The sequence below is a fragment of the Streptomyces sp. NPDC001093 genome (assembly GCF_040298985.1).
GTDB lineage: Bacteria > Actinomycetota > Actinomycetes > Streptomycetales > Streptomycetaceae > Streptomyces.
Window position 1 is genome coordinate 1 of the sequence record NZ_JBEPBF010000157.1, and the last position, 21326, is coordinate 21326.

The window sequence follows — 21326 nt, forward strand, 5'->3', positions numbered from 1 at the left end:
GGGGCGCGGGGGCGGTTTGGTGGGTTTCACTCCCGCCGCGCCTCCGGGCCCGGTCCCTTCAGACCAGTGCGGGGGGGGGCTTGCCCCGTCGGATCAGTTGACGCTCTGTCCGCCGTCCACCATGACCGACTGTCCGGTGACGAAGGAGGCCCGGTCGGACAGGAGGAAGAGAGCCACCTGGGCGACCTCGTCCGCCTCGCCGACGCGGCCGAGGGGGATGTTCTCCCCGTGCGGGTGGTACTCGGAGCCGTCCTCCTTCTTCGTGATGCCGCCCTCGGTCAGCGGTGTGCGGATGATGGTCGGGTTCACGGTGTTGACCCGGATCGCGTCGGGCCCGAGCTCCACCGCCGCCGCGCGGGCGAGTGCGGCGACGCCGCCCTTGCTGGCGCTGTAGATGGAGATGCCCGCGGTGCCGAGTTCGGCGAACACCGATCCGTTGACGACGATCGCCCCGCCCTCGCCCTGGCGCTTCATCTGATCGGCCTCGGCTTGCAGGTAGAAGAACGTGCCCTTCAGATTGCCGTCCATCAGGTGGTCCCAAGCCTTCTCGTCCAGCTCGGTCAACGGGCCGACCGCGGCGGTGCCCGCGTTGTTGAAGGCCACGTCGAGGCGGCCGAAGTAGTCGACGACCTGCTGCACCACTGCCCGCGCGCCGCCGAAGTCCGTGGCGTCAGCCTTGACGAACAGCGCCTCGCCACCGTCCCTCGTGATCTCCTCGACCACGTCCCGGCCTGCATCCTCCCGGCGCCCGGTGATCGCCACCTTCGCACCCTCCTGTGCGAACAGGCGTGCGCTGACCCGGCCGATCCCGGACGTTCCCCCGGTGATCAGAGCAACCTTGCCGTCCAACATTCCCATGGTTCTGTTCCACTCCGTCTAGGAATTCGCTACATGCCAGATGCGGACCCGGCTTCGAAATCGGTGCCGACTTTTCCGGCCAGGTGCCAGGCCCCGGCATTGGGTGCCGAGCGGTTACAGCGTTCGCTTCTCCGACGGGATTCCATGAAAGCCATAGGCCGTCGCGATAACCGGTATAGGCTCGCCGTCTGCCGTCTGCCGTCTGCCGTCTGCCGTCTGCCGTCTGCCGTCTGCCGTCTGCCGTCTGCCGTCTGCCGTCTGCCGTCTGCCGTCTGGAGAATCTGTCGTCTGCCGTCTGGAGAATCTGTCGGCAGATACTCCATTCAGCTGACTGCACAACAGCCCCGGCGTTCCCGGCCGGTGCCCTGGCCCGGAACGGCTGCGGGGCCCCGTTGCTGGTGATGCTGTGGATGTGCGGCGGCCGTACCTACTGCGCCGCTCTGAGCGGGCGGTGCGTTCCCGAGGGTGTGGCGTGATTCCCGACGCAGCGGCCGTGTTCCCGTCCGTACGCCGATCACGTATCTCGTCATCAACGGAAGGAATCGGCCACGACGTCTGCATCCATGCAGGGGAAGGTCGCGCTCGTGACCGGGGCGACCAGCGGCATCGGCGTTGCCACAGCGCAGGCGCTGGCCGAGCGCGGCGCGTACGTGCTGGTGGCCGGCCGCGATCCCGTCCGCGGCGAGAGCGTCGTAGGCGCGATCCGGGAGCACGGCGGGAAGGCGGACTTCGTGAGTGCCGATCTGCGCGACGCCCAGGCGGTGCGACGGCTGGCGCACGACGCCCTGGGGCTGGGCGGCGGCCGGGTCGACGTCCTGGTCAACAACATGGGCGTCTACCCCTTCGGGCCGACCAAGGACACGGAGGAAAGCCTCTTCGACGCGGTGTACGCACTCAACGTCAAGGCCCCGTTCTACCTCGTGGCCGAACTCGCCGCCGCCATGGCCGACCGGGGCGGCGGAGCGATCGTCAACGTCAGCACCATCGCGGCCGCGCTCGGGTTCTCGGGCATGGCGTTGTACGGGTCGAGCAAGGCAGCAGTGAACCTCCTGACGAAGGCATGGGCAGCCGAGTACGGCCCACAGGGAGTGCGGGTCAACGCCGTACAGGTCGGTCCACCCGGGCCGCGCAGGCGCCCGCCGGACGGCCGGCATCCGCCGCAGAGATCGCGGCCGCGATCGTGTACCTCGCCGACGACGCGGCGAGCAGCTTTGTGCAGGGGGCGGTCCTGCCCGTCGACGGCGGACGCACCGCCGTCTGACCTCAACGCATCGCCCAGCCGCCTCGCTACGGAGATCAGTCGGTGGTCGGCTGTTCGAACGCGGCGATCAAGCGTCCCAGATCCTGCCGCCTCGAATCCGCCGGCCACACCGCCCATGTCCGGCGGATGAGAGGGTGCCCGAGCAGCGGCTGCCACGCCACGCTCTCGGGAATGGGCTGCGACCAGTCCGGCGGGGCCAGCGCGAAGGCTCGCCCGGCGCTGACGGCCGCCAGTTTCACCTCGGCGATCAGCCGCTGACCCTCCGGCGCCTGGGTACCAAGGTCGAGGCCGTGGGTGCGCAGGATCGCCGTCAGCTCGTCATACCAGGCAGGGCTGTCCGAGCGCGGGAAAGCCACCCATTCCAGCCGGGCCAGCGCATCCAGCGCGATCCCCTCCGGCCCGGACAGCTCCGCCGCCTGGTCCGCGGCCAGCAAGACACCCAGCCGTTCCCTGTTGACCAGCATCGCGTCGAACTCCTGACCGGTGGGGCGCTCCCGCAGCAGTCCCAGGTCCAGTTCGCCAGCGTGAAGCGCGGCCAACTGCCCGGACGTGGACAGATGGCGGGCCTGAACCCGGGTGTCGGGGCAGTCCTCGGCCAGCTCGCTGAGCGCGGGACTCAGCAGCCGCGAGGGGAACTCCAGCGGAATGCCGATCCGCAGCACGCCGCCGCCCCCACCGGCGTACCGGGCCATCGTCCGCACCACCTGATCACGCCGGGCCAGCAGCGCACGTGCCTCCCCGAGGAGGGCGACGCCCGCGTCCGTGGGCCGAACACCGATGCTGCTGCGCACCAGCAGCTTCACCCGCAGCTCCCGCTCCAGACCACCGACCGTCTGGGACAGCGCCGGCTGGCTGACATGCAACCGTCGGGCCGCAGCCGAGAAGCCACCCTCCTCGACCACTGCCACAAAGGCATGCAACTCCCGCAACTCCATGCCCCCATCGCACCACGCCGAAAACGCCGGATCCACGACCGGCCACAACCTTGGCCTATAGCGCCCATAACGTCCGGTAGCGGAGGGCTACGGCCGCTGCCCGTACCGACGACGGTGAGAACGGCAGACCGCCATGCATCGTGCACGGGGCGGGGCAGGAGCTGCGCAATGCTGCCGAGGCCTGCCACAAGGCTGCAAGCGGCTGCTGATCCCAGCGCCGCGCCACGGCTTCGCGGCCTTACGCCACTTACTGATCGGTTGGGCCCAGGGCCATGAAGCCGCCGTCCACGGGGAGGGTGACGCCGGTGATGTAGGCGGCGCGGGGCGAGGCGAGGAAGACGATGGCTTCGGCGATCTCGCGTGCCGCACCAAGGCGTCCCAATGGCACCTTCGCTCCCAGCGCTTCGAAGTCCTCCTGGCCGACCATGTCCGCCACGTTGTCGGTGTTCGTGTGGCCAGGGGCGACGGCGTTGAAGCGCACTCCACGCTTGCCGAACTCGACGGCCCAGGCGCGGGTGAAGGAGTCCACGGCTGCCTTCGAGGCGCCGTAGACGGATGTGCCGGCCATGCCGGTCAGACCGGCGACAGTGGTGACGCTGACGACGCTGCCGGAACCCTTGGCCGCCATCTTCGCCGCCAGTGCCTGGGTGAGGAAGTACGTGCCGCGTACGTTGGTGTCGAGCAGGGTCTCGAAGGTGTCCAGGCCCTGCTCGAGGGTGGGGGCGAAGGGGTAGGCACCGGCATTGTTGACCAGGATGTCCACCTCACCGGCCTCGTCGGCCAGGTGTCGGACCGAATCCAGATCGCTCAGGTCTGCGGCGATGAACCTGGCCTTGCCACCAGCGGCCTCAATGGCCGCGACGGTCTGAGCGCCCTTGTCGGCATTGCGGCCGGAGACAATGACGGACGTGCCCTCCTGGGCCAGGAGGAGAGCCGTCTCGCGACCGATGCCGGACGTGCTGCCGGTCACGAGAGCGGTCTGATTCTCGAACTGCATGAGAAGCACCTTTCCGCAGGACCGGTACGGCCCGGCAGCCATTGGGTACGAAATATTTCGCGCCTGCTCTCAGGCGCCGTCCGGTTTCCGGCAAGCTGACCCGCAGAGCAGTCCAGCATTTCTAATTGCTGACCTCTTCGCGAAATTTCCGGCTGCGATCGCCCCTACTTTTGACCGCCATAAGCAGTACCTTCATTTGGCGCGGAAAGTGTCGAATTCTCCACCCACACGGCGTCCGGAACATGAGGGTTGACCGGGAGCACGGGTGGTCCGTGTTCTGGTGCCCCGCCTCCTCCGTGAGGTGACGCGAGTCCCAAAGCCTGCGCCGTGCGGAGATCGGGACGGGGGCGCAGCCGTATCCGAGGCCCCCATCTCCTCCGGAGCCCGCTGCGCCGTTCACAGCGCCGCACACGCTCCCGGTGGCCGGGGTGCCGGTCAGAAGCGGTGCTTATGGCGGCTCTTCGTGAGGCGTATGGCCGCGGGAGAGGAACTGTGCGCACCTCGGGGTTACATGATCCGTACAGCGCGCGGCTGCCCTTCCGGCTCGTGCGGGCGGCGAAATGGGCCGCCCGCCTGCGATCCGTTCAAGCCCGGGAAACCACCTGGGTGTCCCACCCCATGGAGGTACCCCATGTCACGGCTGCCTCAGATCCAGCCCCAGGTGACCGGTGCTGCCGCCGAAGCTCTCGCCCAGGTCCGCAACCCCCGGCTCCGTCCCGAACCTGGCCAAGGTCATGGCCAACAGTCCGGCGCTGGTGAAAGGCTGGCTGGCGCTGTCCGGGGCACTGAGCGAGGGTGTGATCCCCGCTCCCGTCCGTGAACGGCTGGCGATCGCCACCGCCCAGTACAACAATTGCGAGTACTGCCTGTCCGCCCACACCTGCATAGGGGCGCACGTCGCAGAGGTCGACGCCGAGGAACTGGAGCGGGCCCGCGACGCCGAGTCCGGCCCGCACATCGCCGCACCGCTCGCCCTCTCCGACACCATCGCCCGCGGCCACGGCAGCACCGACGAGAGGCAGCTGAAGGCGCGCCGGGCCGCCGGCGTCGCCGACGCCGAAATGGCCGAGGTCACGGGCAATCTGGGGCTGAACCTCCTCACCAACTACTTCAACCTCCTCGCCGACACCGACAACGCATGGCCGGTCGTCACCCCGTGTACTCACAACTGATCACCACGTCCCCCGCCCGGACCCCCCTCCCCGGGGCCCCGACGGGGAGTGTGAAGACCAGTTCGACCGACGCGGCACCGACCGTCGTCAGGCAATCCCGGGGAATAGCTCGAGATCAGCACCGATCGTGATGTGAGGAAAGAAATGAGCGAACCGCGCGGAAACCAGGAAGCCACCGCCTACGACGTGATCGTGCTGGGCGCCGGTCCGGTCGGCCAAAACGTCGCCGACCGTGCCCGTGCCGCCGGCCTGTCCGTAGCCGTCGTGGAACGGGAACTCGTCGGCGGCGAGTGCTCCTATTGGGCCTGCGTGCCCAGCAAGGCGCTGCTGCGGCCGGTCATCGCGGTCGCCGACGCGCGGCGCGTGGACGGCGCCCGGCAGGCCGTCACCGGCCGTCTCGACACCGACGGCGTCTTCGCCCGCCGCAACCGCTACGTCACCGACTGGGACGACTCCGGTCAGGCCCTTTTCCTCAAGTCCATCGGCGCCGACCTCTTCCGCGGTCACGGCCGTCTCGACGGCCCACGCCAGGTCACCGTCACCCGTGACGACGCCACACGCCAGACCCTTACCGCCCGGAGCGCGGTGGCCATCGCCACGGGCAGCCGACCGAATCTCCCCGGCATCCCGGGCATCGAAGAGGCCCGGCCCTGGACCAACCGGCACGGCACCGACTCCAGCACCGTGCCCGCCCGGCTCGTCGTCGTCGGCGGCGGCGGAGTCGGCGTCGAGATGGCCACTCTCTGGCAGGGCCTCGGCTCCCAGGTCACCCTGCTCGCCCGCCGTCGCCTGATCCCCCGCCTGGAGCCCTTTGCCGGCGAGCTGGTCGCCCAGGGACTGAGCGAGTCGGGCGTGGACGTACGGATCGGCGTACAGGTGTCCGCTCTGCGCCGCCCTGACCCCGAGGGACCGGTCACCCTCACCCTCGACGACGGCAGCGAGCTGGAGGCCGACGAGGTGCTGTTCGCCACCGGCCGCACACCCGCCACCGGCGACATCGGCCTGGACACCATCGGCCTCATCCCCGGCTCCTGGCTGGACGTGGACACCACCTGCCTGGTCAACGGCGTCGACGGCGACTGGCTCTACGCGCTCGGCGACGTCAACCACCGCGCCCTGCTCACCCACCAGGGCAAGTACCAGGCCCGGACCGCAGGCGACGCGATCGCCGCACGTGCTGCCGGCCGGCCGGTGGACGACGCCCCGTGGGGTGACCACGCCACCACCGCCGACCAGCACGCCGTACCGCAGGTATTCTTCACCGACCCCGAAGCAGCCGCGGTGGGCCTGACCGCCGAGCAGGCTGAGCAGGCAGGCCACCGGATCAAGACCATCGACCTCGACTTCAACGCTGCCCAGGGCGCCAACCTCTACGCGGACGGCTACCGCGGCCACGCCCGGCTGGTCGTCGACGTCGACCGGGAGATTCTGCTCGGAGTGACCTTCGTCGGCCCGGGCGTCAGTGAGCTCCTGCACTCAGCCACCATCGCGGTCGCCGGCGAGGTCCCGCTCAAGCGGCTCAGGCACGCGATCGCCTGCTTCCCGACCGTCAGCGAGATCTGGCTCTTCCTCCTCACCGCCTACCAGCGAGACCAGAAAACGCCGGAGACCGCCCCCGCGTGATGCCACCGCCGCAGGCCGAGAGGCCCTCTGCGCGGGGCCTCTCGCCTGGGCTGACCGTGCTTGGTGATCCACGGCTAGCGAGAGCCACTGACCGAACGCCGACGGCGACGAGGTGCACCCGGCCATCTGCCAACTGGACGACCGGCCGAGTAGGAGATCGGCGTGCCCTGCCAAGGCGTAGTACAGGGTGTTGAAGCGCGGCGAACCCCGGTACTCGCGGCCGTGAACACTCTCGAAGCCCAACTCGAACGGTTGCGACAGCACGTCTTACACGCGTACGAAGTCCAACGCGAGCAGCAGGAGACGCTCCTCCAAGGACTCAAACCCGCGCAACCGGCCGGTCGAGACCATTGCGGCTTGGGAGCGATAGCTCTTCGGGCAGGCTCGTTTGAGCTTTCCGCTCTCGGGTGATCAGCGGGCCTTCATGTGGCTGTCGGCGAGTGGGACAAGTTCCTTGCTCGCCGGGCGGCGTGTTGGGCGGCGGGCTGACCGGTCGGAGACCAGGCCGGCGATGGCGGCCTGGGTCTCGGCGAAGTCGTCGTGGCGACCGGTGTACCGGCGCAGCAGCTGCCATTGCTTGAGCTCGGCGTTGGTGTGTTCACGCAGATCCGCGCCGAGGACTGGCTGCGTCGAGCATGGCGCCAGGCGTGTTGCTCGCCGATCGGCGCGTCGTCCTTGACCTTGCGCGGCGGTGCGGTGACCTGGTTGGGGAACTCGTTGGCCAGGCCCCGGTAGCCCTCGTCGACGTGGGCTTTGACGCCGGGGCGGCAGCGTAGCTGCTCGGCGATGCCCTCGGTCCGAACTGCGGTCTGGTCGGGCATCCGCCCGGGCCGGGGCACACCGGAGAACACAAGTCGTCCTTGTTCGTCGCTGAACGTCGGGGTCTTGATCGTGTTCTGTCTCCGCTTGCCGGAAACGAACGCCTTGCGGCCCGGCCGTCCGACCTTTGGGCGGCGGACCTGCACGTCGGTGCCGTCAAGGCGTACCTCGACGCCTTCGGCCTCGGCGTAGGCGAACACGTCCTCCAAGGTACGCAGCCGGATCCCGGGCCGGTCCGGCACCGCACATCCGCGAGCGGCAAGCAGAGGACGGACCTGCCGGATCGCCCCGGACACCGTCGAGCGATCCACACCGAACAGCACCGCCAGAGCCGCATGCGGCAGCCCGTGACGCAGATGCACCAGCGTGACCAGCACCCGGTCAACGAACACCAGCCGATGCTTCGGCCCGGCACCGGCCTCGCGCCGACGCTCAGCACCCCGGCGTTTCCGCAGCGCGGACTCCTGTACTGACTGCCACGCCGGGGCAAGTGCGGCGACAAGTTCGCCAAGATGCTCCTGGGAGATCCCGGTTGGGGCAGGATGGGATAAGGCCACTCGGGCCGAAGCTTGCGTCACAACCCCCTCAACCCGCGCGGCCGTTCTCACGTCACGGACGAAGACCCGGTAAGGAGGGAGGCTCGAATGGACCAGCAACGGCTCCATGCCGACGTGCGCGCTGCCACCGGCGAGGCCATGGGTCAGGCCGCGGCCCGCATCGGGCGAGCGCTGAACCTGACGTTCACGGAATGCGAATGGAATGACCGGCCGGCGCACTTCGGCCGCGGGCTCGGTTTCGGCCTCCGCCTGACGGCAGCGGGCACCTATGACAATCCCGAGGTCAAGCTAGCGGCGTACACCGAAGTCGATGTGTCTTCCCCCTTCACGGACATGGACATAAGCCCCTACGTGGCAGGTCTGCTGACGACCCTCACCCGACTCGACTGGTACGTGCCCTCCGCTGAGCAGATCGCCGACGAACGCGCGGCCCACCGCATGGCCACCTTGTGGTCTGACCAGTGGTCTCGCTCCGGTGAGGAGCGGGCCGCGGAGCTCAACGAGGGCTGACGGCACCACCGGCCCGCAGTGTGCGCCGCCACCACCTCTCGACTTAGGGCTTGCCGGGAAACAAGTCGTGGCTTCCAGCTGTGGGACTCGTAGTTCTGGTATGGGGAGACCGGAGGGGATCGAGGCCGTTCTGGCTGCGAAGTTCCAGGTGTTGTTGCCGCATCTGGACGAGCGTCAGCGTCGGCTGGCCATAGGGGCGGAAGCGCTGTCGCTGGGGCATGGTGGGATCAGGCTCGTCGCTGCCGCGGCCGGGGTTCGGGAGGGCACGGTCTCGCGCGGAGCGGCTGAACTGGAGTCTGGTCAGGCTCTGTTGGGGCGGATCCGTCGTCCCGGTGGGGGCCGGAAGAAGACTGTGGACCTTGATCCGGGGCTGCGGCCGGCGCTACTTGCGCTGGTCGAGCCCGACGAGCGTGGCGACCCGATGTCGCCGCTGCGGTGGACGACGAAGTCGACTCGGAAGCTGGCAGCGGAGCTGACCCGGCAGGGCCACCGGGTCTCCGCCGACACGGTCGCCGGCCTGCTGCGGGAGGAAGGCTTCAGTCTGCAGGCCAACGCCAAGACCATCGAAGGTGCTCAGCACCCTGACAGGGACGCCCAGTTCCGCTACCTCAATGAGCAGGCACGAGACCACAGGGACGCCGGTGACCCGGTGATCAGCGTGGACAGCAAGAAGAAGGAGCTGATCGGCGACTACAAGAACGCCGGGCACGAATGGCGGCCTGCAGGGCAGCCCGTGAGGGTCAAGGCGCACGACTTCCCCGGCCAGGCCGAGAAAGCGATTCCGTACGGAATCTACGACATGGCGGCGAACACCGGCTGGGTCAGCATCGGCACCGATCACGACACCGCGGCGTTCGCCGTCGCCTCGATCCGGCGCTGGTGGCAGGCCCGCGGCCGGCACGACTACCCCCGCGCCCGCCGGCTGCTGATCACCGCCGACGGCGGGGGCTCCAACGGCTACCGCACCCGCGGCTGGAAGACCCAGCTCGCCGACCTCGCTGCCGAGACCGGCCTTGAGATCACGGTGTGTCATCTTCAGCCCGGCACCTCGAAGTGGAACAAGATCGAGCACCGGCTGTTCTCCCACATCACCATGAACTGGCGTGGCAGACCCCTGACCAGCCATGAAGTCATGCTCCAAACCATCGCCGCGACCACCAGCCGCACTGGTCTCACCGTCCATGCCGAACTCGACAGCGGTGAGTACCCCACCGGCATCCGCGTCAGCGACGACGAGATCGCCGCCCTGCCCATCACTCGCCATCGCTTCCACGGCGACTGGAACTACACCCTCCGCCCCCAGCGTCCGATGGACGCGACGACCACCGGCAGCACGCCGGACGAGGCCCTGGCGGACAGACCGACTCGCCTCACGCGGTGTTCGCTCCAGGACCCGGAACTGACCGGGATGACCCGCCGGCAGCTCAACGAGCTCATCGACTCGTTGACTCCAGCGATGGAGGTTCAACGCGAGCAAGTGCTCCGCACACGTCGAGGCCACGAGCGCCTGGTGGCCCCTGGCGCAGGTGCCAAAGCCAAGCTCACCTCAGCCGACCGGGTCCTGGTCACCGTGCTCCACCTGCGAAAACTCGCGACCATCGACCTCCTGGGCCAGCTCTTCAACACCACCGCCATGACCATCAGCCGCGCAGTGAAAGACGTCCGCCCGCTTCTGGAAGCCCATGGTGTTCATCTCCCAGCCTCAACAGCCCGTTTCCGCACACGGGAAGACGTCGCCAGGTTCCTCGACCCCAACAAAACCAAGATCAAATCGACGTGTTGATTCCCGCAAGCCCTAAGTCCGGGGGCGCCGGCCCAGCAGTGTTCTCGACTCCGCTCAGGCGGCCGCCGGTGCCTGGCCGCGCTGGGCGATCATCATGGCCATGTCGTCGTCGAGTAGACCGCCCGCATAGGCCCGCAGGTCCGCGGTGATCTGCTTCAGGAGCGGCCCGGGGGCGTGGTCGACCCACCTCGCGAGGCGTTCGGCGAGCGGGTAGAAGGTGCCCGCGCCGTCGCGGGTCTCGGTGACGCCGTCGGTGTAGAGCAGGATCCTGTCCCCCTCGTGGAAGGGGAAGGTCGCCGCCGTATACGTGTCGTCGGACATGGCGCCGAGGCCGAGCGGCGGGGCGGGTTCGCTGACCTGGAGCGCAGTGACGGTCCCGGTCGCCCGGCGCAGCAGCAGGGGCGGCGGATGGCCGCAGCTGATCATGTGCACCACCGGCTCGTCGTCCGGGATGTCGAGCACCACGGCGGTCACGAAACGTTCGGCGGCGTCGGGCTCGCATTCCGAGAACTCCGCGAGGCCCCAGCGGACGGCGTCCTCGAGGTAGGCGACCAGCTCCGTCAGCGGGATCCGCCGATGGGCCGCGGCGCGGAAGGCACCCAGCACGATCGCCGTGTCGCTGATCGAGGCGAGGCCCTTGCCCCGGACGTCTCCCATGATCAGTCGGGTGGAGTCGGAGGTACGAGCCGCGGCGTAGAGGTCGCCGCCTATGTAGGTGTCGGCCTCGGCGCTTTGGTACTCCGCGGCGAGGGACACCGGCCCGGCCCGCCGGGGGAGCGGGCGCATGACGACCCGCTGTGCGGTGTCGGAAACGGTGCGCGCCCTGCTCAGTTCCCGTTGGTGCCGGTCCCGCAGGTGGGTGAAGGCGAACAGCAGGGCGGAGAGCACGGTGAGCGAAGCGAGTTCGACCAGCACACTCTCGGTGCCCAGGGTCCGCCGCTCCGCCCCCGCGGCGATCAGCGCGAGTATCGCGAGGCCACCGATCAGGGCCGTGGGGCGCGGGCCCGCGCCCATGGCGGTCACCGCCGTGGCGACGACCAGGAGGTGGGCGAGGTGGATGTCCGGAGGCAGGAACGCGTCGGCCGCCGGGATGGAGACGATCAGGGCCAGGGGGACGACCAGGAAGAGCGGGTGCAGCGCCGCCCGGCTCCAGGCCTTGAGGACCCTGGTCACGGATGTCGTGGTGGCCGCAACGCTCATTCCTGCTCCCATCATGCCGGCCTGGTGAGTGGCCGCGGTGCGCGACAGACGCCCTCGCGGGGGAGGGGGCCGACCGGCACATCCCTCACCTTTGTGAACAGATCGGAGGTGCGCTGTATGCCGGGCGTCGAACAGCCTGCCGGCGCACCAGCCGGCACCTGCGACTTGCTCAATCAGGCCACCGACCCTCCGCTGGGCGCCCGCCCCAAACACGTCCCCCGCCCACAGGCCGACCTGACCTTCACTCCCGGCGATCCCTTCGTGCTCTACAGCGACGGCCTCATCGAACGCCGCGGCGAGGACATCGACGCCGGCGTCCAACGCCTCACTGACGCGCTTGCCCGCTATGCCCGCCACAGCCCCGAACACCTCGCCGACGCCCTGCTCGCGCACCTCGGCGGCAGCAGCGGCGCCCGCGACGACATCGCCCTGATCGTTGTCCGTCTATGACCCGCACCGCCAGCTGAGCGCAATAGGTGGCGAACCCCGCCAACGCGCCACATCGAAGTCAGGGCCGCGATGGCCAACTATCTCTGAGCAAAATGGCCAATGAGCGCCGACCGTCCACCAGCGCACTTCCCGGCCTCTCTGGCCTCCTATCGCTGGAGGTCACACAGGCGACCCGCCCAGGTGTCTGAGAGGTCGTATGCATACCGCTCAGCGGGCTCGGGATTCGAACAAGATCCTGATGGGATGATGTCGCCCGGCCTCGGCGAGGTCCGTGGTGCCGGACGGGTACAGTCCCTACGTCGGCGAGAGTGGCCGCGGCGGTCCCCAGACGGACGATGATGCGCGACCGGCGCGTTCCGCACCTCTCGGTAACGTGGTCCTTGGCGCCGCGCCGACGCATGCCGCGCGCTTGCTCGTGCAGCTTCGAGGCGTACGGCGATGCGGTCTGGTGCCATGGCTCCGATGGCGCAGAGGTTGGTGGCCAGAGAGGTCGGGCAGGTCGAGGTCGGCCCGCGGGGCGGGCTCTGGTGAGCAGGCCAGTTCGTACTCGCTGAGCCCGCCTTGGAGGGCTGTGCGGTCGCGAGGTGTCGCGGATGTTGTGGACGAACCCGTCGTGGAACAAAGTCGCACACGGGCAGCGCAACCGTCTGTAACGCTTCGGTGTCCGTGCAGTGACAGCTTCGTCTTACTGCCCCTCGTCGGCTCGGCGCGCTGTGCTGAAGCGTCGCTGATAGGCGGCGGGGCTGAGCGACAATTCCCTCACGAAAACTCTCCGCATGCTCTCTTAATTCGGGAATCCGGCAAGGGATGCCGTCTGCGTTGCGGTATGCCCTTGGTCGAGGAGAGCTTTCGCCATGTCGAACCGGATCATCTCCACGTATCGGGCCGGCGTCGTGGACAGCTCGTCGTGGAAGAGCCGAGGGAGATGCCGAGGGCTCACATTGAGGTGCTTGGCGAGTTCGCCGAGTGAGTGGTTTCCCCCGGGATTCGCCGTGATCAAGTCGGTGATTTTACGGAGGGCCGGAGACCGGGGCGGCGGTCCTTGCAGTGGGGCGGAGAACTGCGACTGGCCGCCCGAACGCTGCAAATAGACCACCAGGGCGCGGGCGACGTCGCGGGTGAGATCAGGGCCGTGATCCTCCTCGACGAGTGCCAGTGCCAGGTCGATTCCGGCGGTCACGCCCGCCGAGGTGTAGGTGGTTCCGTCACGGACGTAGATCGCGTCGGGTTCGACGCGGCTGGCCCGGCAGCGGGCGGCGAGCTCGTGCGCGACCTTCCAGTGCGTGGTCGCGCGCTTTCCGTCCAGGAGGCGGCTGCGCCGAGGATGAATGCTCCGGTGCAGATGGACGCGACCCGGTCGGCCCGGCCCGCCAGCGTTCGCGTGGCCTCGATCAGATCACGGGGGACCGGTGTGCGCGGGTAGAGGTCTGCGCCGGCCACCAGGAACGTGTCGGGAGCAGGCTCCGTGGCGGCGACGTCGACCGCGATCCGGATCCCGATGGACGAGGTGACATCGGCACCGGTCGGTGACACCAGCACGATCGTGTAGTCGGCACCGAGCCGGTTCGCTTCCCCGAACACCTCCGCGGGGCCGACGACGTCCAGGAGTTTGACCCCGTCGTGGACGAGGATCGCGACCCGGTGCGTGGAGGAGCCCACAACCCCGCTGCCCGCCTGTCCGGATTCGGGTGACTCATGGCCGGACCGAGGGAGCGCCGGACGCCGGGTGGTTGGCAGTGTGGAAGACGGACGCACCGTCCATTCGTAACACACCGATATCGGAAGGAGCAGAGGTCATGAGCGAGATCATCGCGGGGGTGGAGATTCCTGAAACGGCGGCGGTCGCCGAGGCCACCCGCCTCATGCAGGAGATGACCAGCCCACTCATCTACCACCACTCCCGGCGCGTTTTCGTCTTCGGCGCCCTGCATGCTCACAGGCTAGGCCTGGGGCCCGACCCGGAGCTTCTCTACCTGTCCGCCATGTTTCACGACACCGGCCTCTTGACGCCGTTTTCCGACGTGGAGCAGCGCTTCGAGGTCGATGGAGCCGACCACGCACGCAAGTTCATGCTCGACCACGGCTTCCCGGCCACGGCCGCCGACGTGGTGTGGACGGCGATCGCGCTGCACACGACCCCGGGAATTCCCGGGCGGATGGGCCCGGAGATCGCCATCACGAATCTGGGGGTCCTGACCGACGTGATCGGCCTGGGCCTGGACGAACTGGATCGCAGCCAGGTGGACGAGATCACCGCCGTCCATCCGCGGGGCGACTTCAAGAACGAGTTTTTGCAGGCCTACGTCGAAGGACTCAAGCACCGCCCGGAGACCACGAACGGAACCGTGAACTCGGATGTGCTGGAGCACTTCATTCCCGGCTTCCAGCGCACGACCACGGTCGAGCGCATCATGGGCGCTCCGTGGCCGAGCTGATCAAGGCCCCATAAGACGTGATGAGACGTGTGAGTGGCCCTCGCGACGGGCGTCGTCTCGGGCGAGGTGCGGCCTTCGCCGTGCTGGCCTGCGCCAATGTGGTGATGATGGCCACGGCAAGCGCACCGTCACCGATCTACCCGCTCTACCGGGAGCGTTGGGGCCTGTTGGTCACGATGCTGACAGTGATCTTCGCGGTGTATGTCGTGCAATGCCCTGCATGTGCGCTCCGGCGCTGCGGGCAGCATCGCGGCGCCTTTTCTGGCCAACAGCGTGGGCGGGGTGTGGTCCGTTCGGCATACGGCACGGCTCGCAACCTTGCTGGGGGCGGTTCTCCTGACTCTGGGTGCGTCCGGACTGGCGGTGGCCATCGCTGTTGCGTCGCCGGTTAGATACGTCGGCGGATCGGTCGTCGCGGGGCTGGGCGTCGGCCTGACGTTCAACGGCAACCTCCGCGCCATCAGCGCGGTCACCACCGCGAAGTCGCGGTCGGAGGTCTTCTCGGCCGTCTACGTGATCAGCTATGCGGCGTTGAGTCTTCCGGCCCTCGCGGCCGGGCTCGCGGCGCCCTCATGGGGGCTGGAGATCACGGGCTATCTGTACGTCGGCTTCGTCGGGGCGCTGTCCGTGGCTGCGGCCCTCCACGCCGGACGAGCACGCGCTCACAGACCCACCGGCGATCCGATCGCACGGGCCGGGAAAGCGGATCTCTCGGCGAACCGTCCCGCTGCTGAGCGCGCCGCGCGCCCCACGCCGACACCATCCCCGAAGCAGCTTGATCAGGACTTACGGCTGCCTTGTCGGAGCGGGTCGGCGCGCTTCCGCGGAGCTGTCTTCGAAGATCCCGAGATCGAAATAGCTACGCTGCATCCGCAGGCTGGAGGAGGTTGCGATCCGTATGGGTGACGGGCACGGGCTCGGACGGTCTGAGCAGGGGGACCTGCTCGGAGCCGAATGGGAGAGGCACCGGCCCGCGGTCTTCGGAGTGGCCTACCGGCTGCTGGGGACTGTGGCCGATGCCGAGGATGTCACCCAGGACGTGTGGCTGCGGGCGGCCGGAGCGGATCTGCAGACATCAATGATCTGCGGGCCTGGCTGGTGACGGTGGCCGCGCGACGGTCGTACGACATTCTCAAGAGCGCCCGCTTCCGCCGGGAGGCCTATGTCGGGCCGTGGCTGCCGGAGCCGCTGCTGACAGGGCCGGACGCGTCGCAGCCGGTACTCGTCGTCGAGTCCGTCAGTTCGGCGATGCTCCTGATCATGGAGGAGCTGAGCCCGCCGGAGCGGGTGGCCTTCGTCCTGCACGATGTCTTCGGTCTTGCGTTCGGTCGGATCGCCGAGGTGCTGGATGTCTCCGTGCCGGGTGCCCGGCAGCTCGCCTCGCGGGCACGACGGCGGGTGGCCAAGGCGAAGCAGTCCACGCCGCAGGCGTCGAAGGCGGAGCGCGAACGCGTCCTCACGGTCTTCCGCGCCGCCTACGAGGCCGGGGACCTGGCCGGCCTGGTCAGGCTCCTGCACCCGGACGCCGTGTATGTCACCGACGGCGGCGGCAAGGTCTTGGCGGCACGCAAGCTCATCCACGGCGGCGAGCGCGTCGCCGAGGTCATGATGCGTACGGGACGCCAGTGGCACCCGGACCGCATCGACTTCGCGGAGGTCGTCGGCGAGCTCGCCCTCGTGTTCCACCGGGAAAGCCGGGTCTACTCCGTCGACACGGTCCAGATCACAGACGGCCTGATCACCGCGTACCGCAGGGTCATGAACCCCGACAAACTCGCGCGCGTCTGAGCTGTCACACCCGCAGGGGTCACCTCGTCTCCCTGATGAGAACGCACAACGGGCGACGAAGGAAGACGCCAGAGCAGGTGAGATCGATCATGCGGCACGGCATACATCCACCTGCAGCCGCGAGCCCTGCGCGCGAGTGCGCTGTGCGCTCGGGTCCCCTCCCAGTAAGGATCTGTATGCAAGCCATCACTGTGCGAGACCGTGACGCTGGTCTTGCCGGGATGTCCCTGACGGACATGCCCTACCCTCACGCGGCCGAGAACGACGTCATCGTGCGGGTGCACGCCGCCGGCTTCACCCCTGGCGAGCTGGACTGGCCCGCCACGTGGACCGATCGCGCCGGCCGCGACCGGACGCCGAGCGTGCCCGGGCACGAGCTGTCCGGTGTCGTCGTGGAGCTGGGGTACGGCACCACCGGCCTGAGTGTCGGACAGCGGGTGTTCGGCCTGGCCGACTGGACCCGTGACGGCACTCTCGCCGAGTACACCGCGGTGGAGGCCCGCAACCTCGCCCCGCTGCCGGCGGACATCGACCACACCGTGGCCGTCGCACTGCCCATCTCCGGGCTGACCGCCTGGCAGGGCCTGTTCGACCACGGCCGCCTCACCACAGGCCAGACCGTCCTGATCCACGGTGCCGCGGGCGGCGTCGGCTCGATCGCGGTACAGCTCGCCCGCGAGGCCGGCGCCCGCGTCATCGGCACCGGCCGCGCCTCAGGCAGGGACAGGGCACTCGCACTCGGCGTCGACACCTTCATCGACCTGCAGGCCGAGAAGCTGGAGGACGCCGGCGAGGCCGACGTCGTGTTCGACGTGATCGGCGGCGACATCCTCGACCGCTCGGCCGCCCTCGTCCGAGCCGGTGGCACGCTCGTCTCCATCGTCATGCCGCCCAAGGTCCAGCCCAAGGACGGGCGGGCGGTCTTCTTCGTCGTCGAACCCGACCGCGCCCGGCTCGCCGACCTCGCCACGCGGCTGAGGGACGGCCGGCTCAAGCCGGTCGTCGGTGCTGTGCGGCCCCTCGCCGAGGCAGCCGCCGCGTTCGCCCCCGGCAAGCGCACCCCGGGCAAGACGATCATCCGCGTCACGGAAGACTGAATCAGGAGATCCATCGTGATCGGAATGCGAATCGCCACCGGCTTCCTGGCCGTCGCCACGCTGACGGCGGCCACGGCCTGCTCGACCTCGGACCAGCCCACCCACGCCATGGGCACGACCGCGGCCATGGCATCGCCTGCGGCCATGACATCGACACGTCCCACCGAAACCCTCAAGCCGCTGCTCCAGCAGGCCCTTCCGAATGTGAAGGGCAAGACGTTCACCTCGGCGATCGTGGACTTCCCGCCCAACGCAAGCGCGCTGCCGCACCGGCACGGCCAGGCGTTCGTCTACGCCTACGTCCTCGAAGGCACCGTGCGCAGCCAGCTTGCCGGCAAGCCCGCGACTACCTACCACCAGGGCGAGAACTGGGTCGAGCAGCCGGGCGCCCACCATGTCCTCACCGAGAACACCAGCCGGACCAAACCCGCCAAGCTCCTGGTCGTCTTCGTCTCCAACACCGGAGCCAAGCTCAAGATCGACGATTCGAAGTCGTAGCCCCCGGGGCATGCGAGCTGCTGAGGATCCGCACCTCCCAGATCAACGGCTGCGTCTTCTGCCTGCGCATGCACACCGGCGACGCCCTCAAGAAGGGCGAGAGCCGACCGGATCGCCGGGCAAGCGGCGGTCGGTCCGAGGGGCGCTGCTGCGGTCTCGGCATCCGCTCCGGCGGCCTGCCGCAGTACCTGCAGTGGTTCTGAAGTGATCAACCACTGTAGACGCCTTGGCAGAGACCTACGTCCTCGTACCCGGCAGCGGCCACAGACGCCAGTCGAACAGCAAGTGAAGGACTCCCTGATGGAATGCCAGCACACTCGCCCCCTTCATAACCGCGTCGTCATCGTCATCGTCACCGGAGCCGGTACCGGGATCGGCCGGGCAACGGCGGCCGCGATGGCCGAGGCGGGGGCGCACGTCCTCGGTGTCGGCCGACGCCAGGTGGCCCTGGACGAGACTGCCGCCATGCGCCCAGGCATCGCGACTCTCGCTACTGACATTCGCTTGGAGCATGCTCCTGAGCTGATCATCAGTACGGCGATCGACCGATGGAAGCAGCTTGACGTGGTGGTGAACAACGCTGGCGCGACTGCGCGTGTCTCGTTCGACGAGGTTACACGCTCGCGCATCACCGACCTGTTCGACCTCAACGCCATTGCCCCTACCATGCTCGCCCAGGCAGCGTTGCCTCACCTGCGCCGCAGCAAGGGCTCGATCGTCAACGTCTCCAGCACCTACGGCCATCGCCCCCACCCGGGTGGTGCCCACTACGGGGTGACCAAGGCCGCCCTGGAACAGCTGACGCGTACCTGGGCGGTCGAGTTGGCCAAGGACGGGATCAGAGTGAATGCCATTGCCCCCGGTCCGACCGAGAGCGAGGCTCTGTCCGTCAGCGGGCTCACGGAGGCGGAAGTGATGGCGGTCAAGAAAGAGCAGGCATCCCGGATCCCTCTGGGAAGGAGGGGACAACCGAAGGAAGTAGCGACCTGGCTCGTCCGCTTCGCAGATCCCACCGCGACGTGGCTGACGGGCCAGATTCTCACGATCGACGGAGGCCTCGAACTCATATGAATATGTTCTGCGTAGTGTCAACCGGGCGGGTCGCGGGGGTAGCGGGCCTGGGGCGTGTTTTCGCAGATCAGGCACGGTCTTCTTTGCGTCGCTTGATGTGCGGGTGTGGGCATCTTCGGCAGTCTGTGGGTGGACTGATGCTGACCCTTTGCTGATTTTCCTGACTCTGTGTCAGTTCTGCGGGTTGATCGTTTTGGGTGTCAGGGAGATGTCGTGTTGAAGCGGGTGTTCGTCGCGCCGGATCCGGGGCGGCTGAGGTTGCGCAGTGCTGCGCGGGGTGTCCTGGGTGTCGGTCTGGCGGTGACGGTGTCGGATCTGGCGATGCAGTCGCTGCCGGCGGCGATCGCTGGTGGGCTTGCCGCGCTGCTCGCCTTGTTCACGGTGGCCGATGGGTCGGTGCGGGGGCAGGCATTCACGACGGCACTGCTGCCGGTGGCGGGTTTCCCGGTGCTGGCTCTCGCGGCGGTGTTGCACGATTTCCCGTGGGTGCGGGACGTAGCCTTTGTTGCCGTCCTCGGCGCGGGGATGTATGCCCGCCGGCGGGGGCCGCGGGGCCACGCTCTGGGGACTTTCGCCTTCATGATGTTTTTCGCGGCGCAGTTCCTGCATGCGGTGCCGGGCCAGTTGCCGGAGCTTTATGCGGCGGTGGCCCTTGCCCTGCTGGCGTCCTCAGCGGTGCGCTTTGGCCTGTGGTGTTACGAGCGGCGGCTGTCGCCGCCCGCTGTTGTGGTGGTGGCGCCGGGTGGTACGGGTTTTGCCCGGGTGACCACGCGCCACGCGGTCCAGGGAATGGCGGGCGGCGCTTTCGCTCTGTTGGTGGGGCAGCTGGTGTCACACGAGCGCTGGTATTGGGCTGTGGGTGCGGTGTGATGGATTTTCGTGAACACCACCTCGCGGGGCGAGACCCTGGTGCGGGGGCTTTCGCAGGGTTTTGGGCACGGTGATCGGTATCGCCATTGGCCTGGTGATCGCTGTGCCGCTGGATGGGGCTGGTGCTCCCACCGCGGCACTACCGATGCCAGGCCACGCACCTCCCGGGCACACCGGTCCAGCAGCTCGATCACCTGACGGGCCCGCGCTTTGCGCGCCCGCAGCGGAGTGAACGGGTGCACCAGCGGCGCCAGCGACAGCCTCACCCCGCCCAATAGCAGCTCCAGTTCAGCGACATACCGGGCCGGATCCGCAGCTGGAGAGCCGGCCAGGCGGGCCGCAGCCTCAGAAGTGCACGCATGGACACAGTGCAGCGCTCGCTGGATCCACGCGTCAGTGGTGGCGTGCGTGGTCACCGGCAGTACCAGCAACACCGCGAGCGCCGCGCCGAGTGCCCCCACCCCCGTCTCCATCACACGCAGAGCAAGCAGCCCCGGATTCAGCACCCCCAACAGGCCATACAACAGCCCGGCCATTACCGTCACCGCCAGCATCATCCACGTATACGACACCGCCGTCGTATAGAAAATGCCGAAACGCAGACCGCGACAGGTGACGAGGCTCGTGCTCCGTGACGGCGCCCATTACGCGATGGCGATTCGCCGAGTGGGTAGTCGGCCAGGGGCCTGGAACATGCGGTGTCTGCCAGGGGTGTGCGTGTACTCAATGGGCTTGATCCGCTTCGGGTCCGGCTGTGTAGCGAGTGCGGAGCTGACTGGCGGTCAGAGCTGACCTCGGTACGACATGGCACAGGTTGTAGAGACCGTCCGGGGGCGTCTTCGCCGGTCCTGCGCGGGCACAAAATAGCAGGTCAGGGCCATCTGGTCCGGGAGGAGCCGCCCAGCTGGTGATGGCTGTGTGATAGGCCAGTGATACGGCGAGGCCCCGTCGGGGTGCGTCCTGACGGGACTTTGAGCCGAGCCGTGAGACGACAAAGCGCATCGGAGCGCTCCGGTGCGGCTTCGTCTGAGATCGGCTGCGCTGGCGCGCACGATGCGGTTGGCGCCTCATGCGGTCCGCGTTCCATTGCACTCGTTGGGAGAGGAGTCCATGTATTCCGGGCGTGCGTTGTCAGGGCCCCCTTGTACCGTCCAGATGTGCCACGCAACCAGCGCTCCTTGAGCGACCAACAAGCCCAGTGGGTACTCCAGTCCATCGCCGGCGGCCACCTCACGAGGGCGGAGGCTGCAGAAGAATTGGGTGTCTCCCGTGCTGTGATCGCACCTGCCTGACTCGAGGACGTGCTACCCGGTCCAGGATGAGTGGTGCGGGGGGGGGGGGGCCCCGCCCCGGTGGCGCGCCCCGCCCCCCCACAGCGGGCGGAGAGGGAGGGGGGCACCCA

The 21326-nt window shown here is 68.5% G+C and carries 15 protein-coding genes and 6 pseudogenes; 14 read left to right on the forward strand and 7 right to left on the reverse strand.

What is annotated here, in order from left to right; translation table 11 throughout:
* Positions 1 to 93: 93 nt before the first annotated feature.
* Positions 94 to 858 carry an SDR family NAD(P)-dependent oxidoreductase gene (locus tag ABT288_RS43650; RefSeq protein WP_351620703.1) on the reverse strand — a complete coding sequence of 255 codons (765 nt, stop codon included), beginning with the start codon at positions 856 to 858 and terminating at the stop codon, positions 94 to 96.
* A 563-nt stretch (positions 859 to 1421) separates the two neighbouring features.
* On the opposite strand from ABT288_RS43650, the pseudogene ABT288_RS43655 reads away from it, so the two are divergent.
* Positions 1422 to 2119: pseudogene (locus ABT288_RS43655) on the forward strand (SDR family NAD(P)-dependent oxidoreductase).
* 35 nt (positions 2120 to 2154) lie between these two features.
* Here ABT288_RS43655 and ABT288_RS43660 read toward each other — a convergent pair.
* Together ABT288_RS43660 and ABT288_RS43665 are read right to left on the reverse strand one after the other, a co-directional pair.
* On the reverse strand, positions 2155 to 3102 hold the full coding sequence (locus ABT288_RS43660) for a LysR family transcriptional regulator (protein WP_351620706.1): 948 nt from the start codon (positions 3100 to 3102) through the stop codon (positions 2155 to 2157).
* A 199-nt stretch (positions 3103 to 3301) separates the two neighbouring features.
* A complete protein-coding gene (locus tag ABT288_RS43665) occupies positions 3302 to 4051 on the reverse strand; it encodes an SDR family NAD(P)-dependent oxidoreductase (RefSeq protein WP_351620709.1) in 750 nt (249 codons plus the stop codon).
* 668 nt (positions 4052 to 4719) lie between these two features.
* Between ABT288_RS43665 and ABT288_RS43670 the strand changes: the two genes are divergently transcribed.
* Positions 4720 to 5223 carry a carboxymuconolactone decarboxylase family protein gene (locus ABT288_RS43670; protein ID WP_351620712.1) on the forward strand — a complete coding sequence of 168 codons (504 nt, stop codon included), beginning with the start codon at positions 4720 to 4722 and terminating at the stop codon, positions 5221 to 5223.
* Positions 5224 to 5367: 144 nt separating this feature from the next.
* Positions 5368 to 6846, forward strand: a complete 1479-nt coding sequence (locus ABT288_RS43675) for a dihydrolipoyl dehydrogenase family protein (RefSeq protein ID WP_351620715.1) — start codon at positions 5368 to 5370, stop codon at positions 6844 to 6846.
* A 422-nt stretch (positions 6847 to 7268) separates the two neighbouring features.
* Here the strand turns inward: ABT288_RS43675 and ABT288_RS43680 are convergent, their stop codons facing one another.
* A complete protein-coding gene (locus ABT288_RS43680) occupies positions 7269 to 8057 on the reverse strand; it encodes a transposase family protein (protein ID WP_351620718.1) in 789 nt (262 codons plus the stop codon).
* Between the two features lie 252 nt (positions 8058 to 8309).
* Between ABT288_RS43680 and ABT288_RS43685 the strand changes: the two genes are divergently transcribed.
* Together ABT288_RS43685 and ABT288_RS43690 are read left to right on the forward strand one after the other, a co-directional pair.
* Complete coding sequence (locus ABT288_RS43685) at positions 8310 to 8732, forward strand: hypothetical protein (RefSeq protein WP_351620721.1); 423 nt, start codon at positions 8310 to 8312, stop codon at positions 8730 to 8732.
* 100 nt (positions 8733 to 8832) lie between these two features.
* Complete coding sequence (locus ABT288_RS43690) at positions 8833 to 10515, forward strand: ISAzo13 family transposase (protein ID WP_351620724.1); 1683 nt, start codon at positions 8833 to 8835, stop codon at positions 10513 to 10515.
* A 54-nt stretch (positions 10516 to 10569) separates the two neighbouring features.
* Here ABT288_RS43690 and ABT288_RS43695 read toward each other — a convergent pair whose 3' ends face one another.
* Positions 10570 to 11715: a PP2C family protein-serine/threonine phosphatase gene (locus ABT288_RS43695; RefSeq protein WP_351620727.1), complete on the reverse strand. Its 1146-nt coding sequence runs from the start codon at positions 11713 to 11715 to the stop codon at positions 10570 to 10572.
* 147 nt (positions 11716 to 11862) lie between these two features.
* On the opposite strand from ABT288_RS43695, the pseudogene ABT288_RS43700 reads away from it, so the two are divergent.
* Positions 11863 to 12165, forward strand: a pseudogene (locus ABT288_RS43700) (PP2C family protein-serine/threonine phosphatase); the annotation flags it as partial.
* Positions 12166 to 12850: 685 nt separating this feature from the next.
* On the opposite strand, the pseudogene ABT288_RS43705 reads toward ABT288_RS43700, so the two are convergent.
* Positions 12851 to 13824 (reverse strand): annotated as a pseudogene (locus tag ABT288_RS43705) (GlxA family transcriptional regulator).
* Between the two features lie 137 nt (positions 13825 to 13961).
* On the opposite strand from ABT288_RS43705, the gene ABT288_RS43710 reads away from it, so the two are divergent.
* From ABT288_RS43710 to ABT288_RS43745, 8 genes and pseudogenes are all read left to right on the forward strand, one after another.
* On the forward strand, positions 13962 to 14600 hold the full coding sequence (locus ABT288_RS43710; protein ID WP_351620729.1) for an HD domain-containing protein: 639 nt from the start codon (positions 13962 to 13964) through the stop codon (positions 14598 to 14600).
* Between the two features lie 201 nt (positions 14601 to 14801).
* Positions 14802 to 15506 (forward strand): hypothetical protein, encoded by a 705-nt coding sequence (locus ABT288_RS43715; protein WP_351620731.1) that lies wholly within the window; start codon positions 14802 to 14804, stop codon positions 15504 to 15506.
* Positions 15499 to 16388, forward strand: a pseudogene (sigJ, locus tag ABT288_RS43720) (RNA polymerase sigma factor SigJ). Before ABT288_RS43715 ends, sigJ begins: the two are co-directional and overlap by 8 nt.
* A 176-nt stretch (positions 16389 to 16564) precedes the next feature.
* Positions 16565 to 17485, forward strand: coding sequence for an NADP-dependent oxidoreductase (locus tag ABT288_RS43725; RefSeq protein ID WP_351620734.1), 921 nt, complete (start codon positions 16565 to 16567; stop codon positions 17483 to 17485).
* 24 nt (positions 17486 to 17509) lie between these two features.
* Positions 17510 to 17983, forward strand: coding sequence for a cupin domain-containing protein (locus ABT288_RS43730; protein ID WP_351620739.1), 474 nt, complete (start codon positions 17510 to 17512; stop codon positions 17981 to 17983).
* 26 nt (positions 17984 to 18009) lie between these two features.
* The gene (locus ABT288_RS50420) at positions 18010 to 18186 is read left to right on the forward strand and encodes a carboxymuconolactone decarboxylase family protein (protein ID WP_502972980.1); all 177 of its coding nucleotides are present in this window, start codon (positions 18010 to 18012) and stop codon (positions 18184 to 18186) included.
* Positions 18187 to 18283: 97 nt separating this feature from the next.
* On the forward strand, positions 18284 to 19054 hold the full coding sequence (locus ABT288_RS43740; protein WP_351620736.1) for an SDR family NAD(P)-dependent oxidoreductase: 771 nt from the start codon (positions 18284 to 18286) through the stop codon (positions 19052 to 19054).
* A gap of 213 nt (positions 19055 to 19267) precedes the next feature.
* Positions 19268 to 20066 (forward strand): annotated as a pseudogene (locus ABT288_RS43745) (FUSC family protein); the annotation flags it as partial.
* Here ABT288_RS43745 and ABT288_RS43750 read toward each other — a convergent pair.
* Positions 20065 to 20520 (reverse strand): annotated as a pseudogene (locus ABT288_RS43750) (FUSC family protein); the annotation flags it as partial. The pseudogenes ABT288_RS43745 and ABT288_RS43750 overlap by 2 nt on opposite strands.
* Between the last annotated feature and the right edge of the window lie 806 nt (positions 20521 to 21326).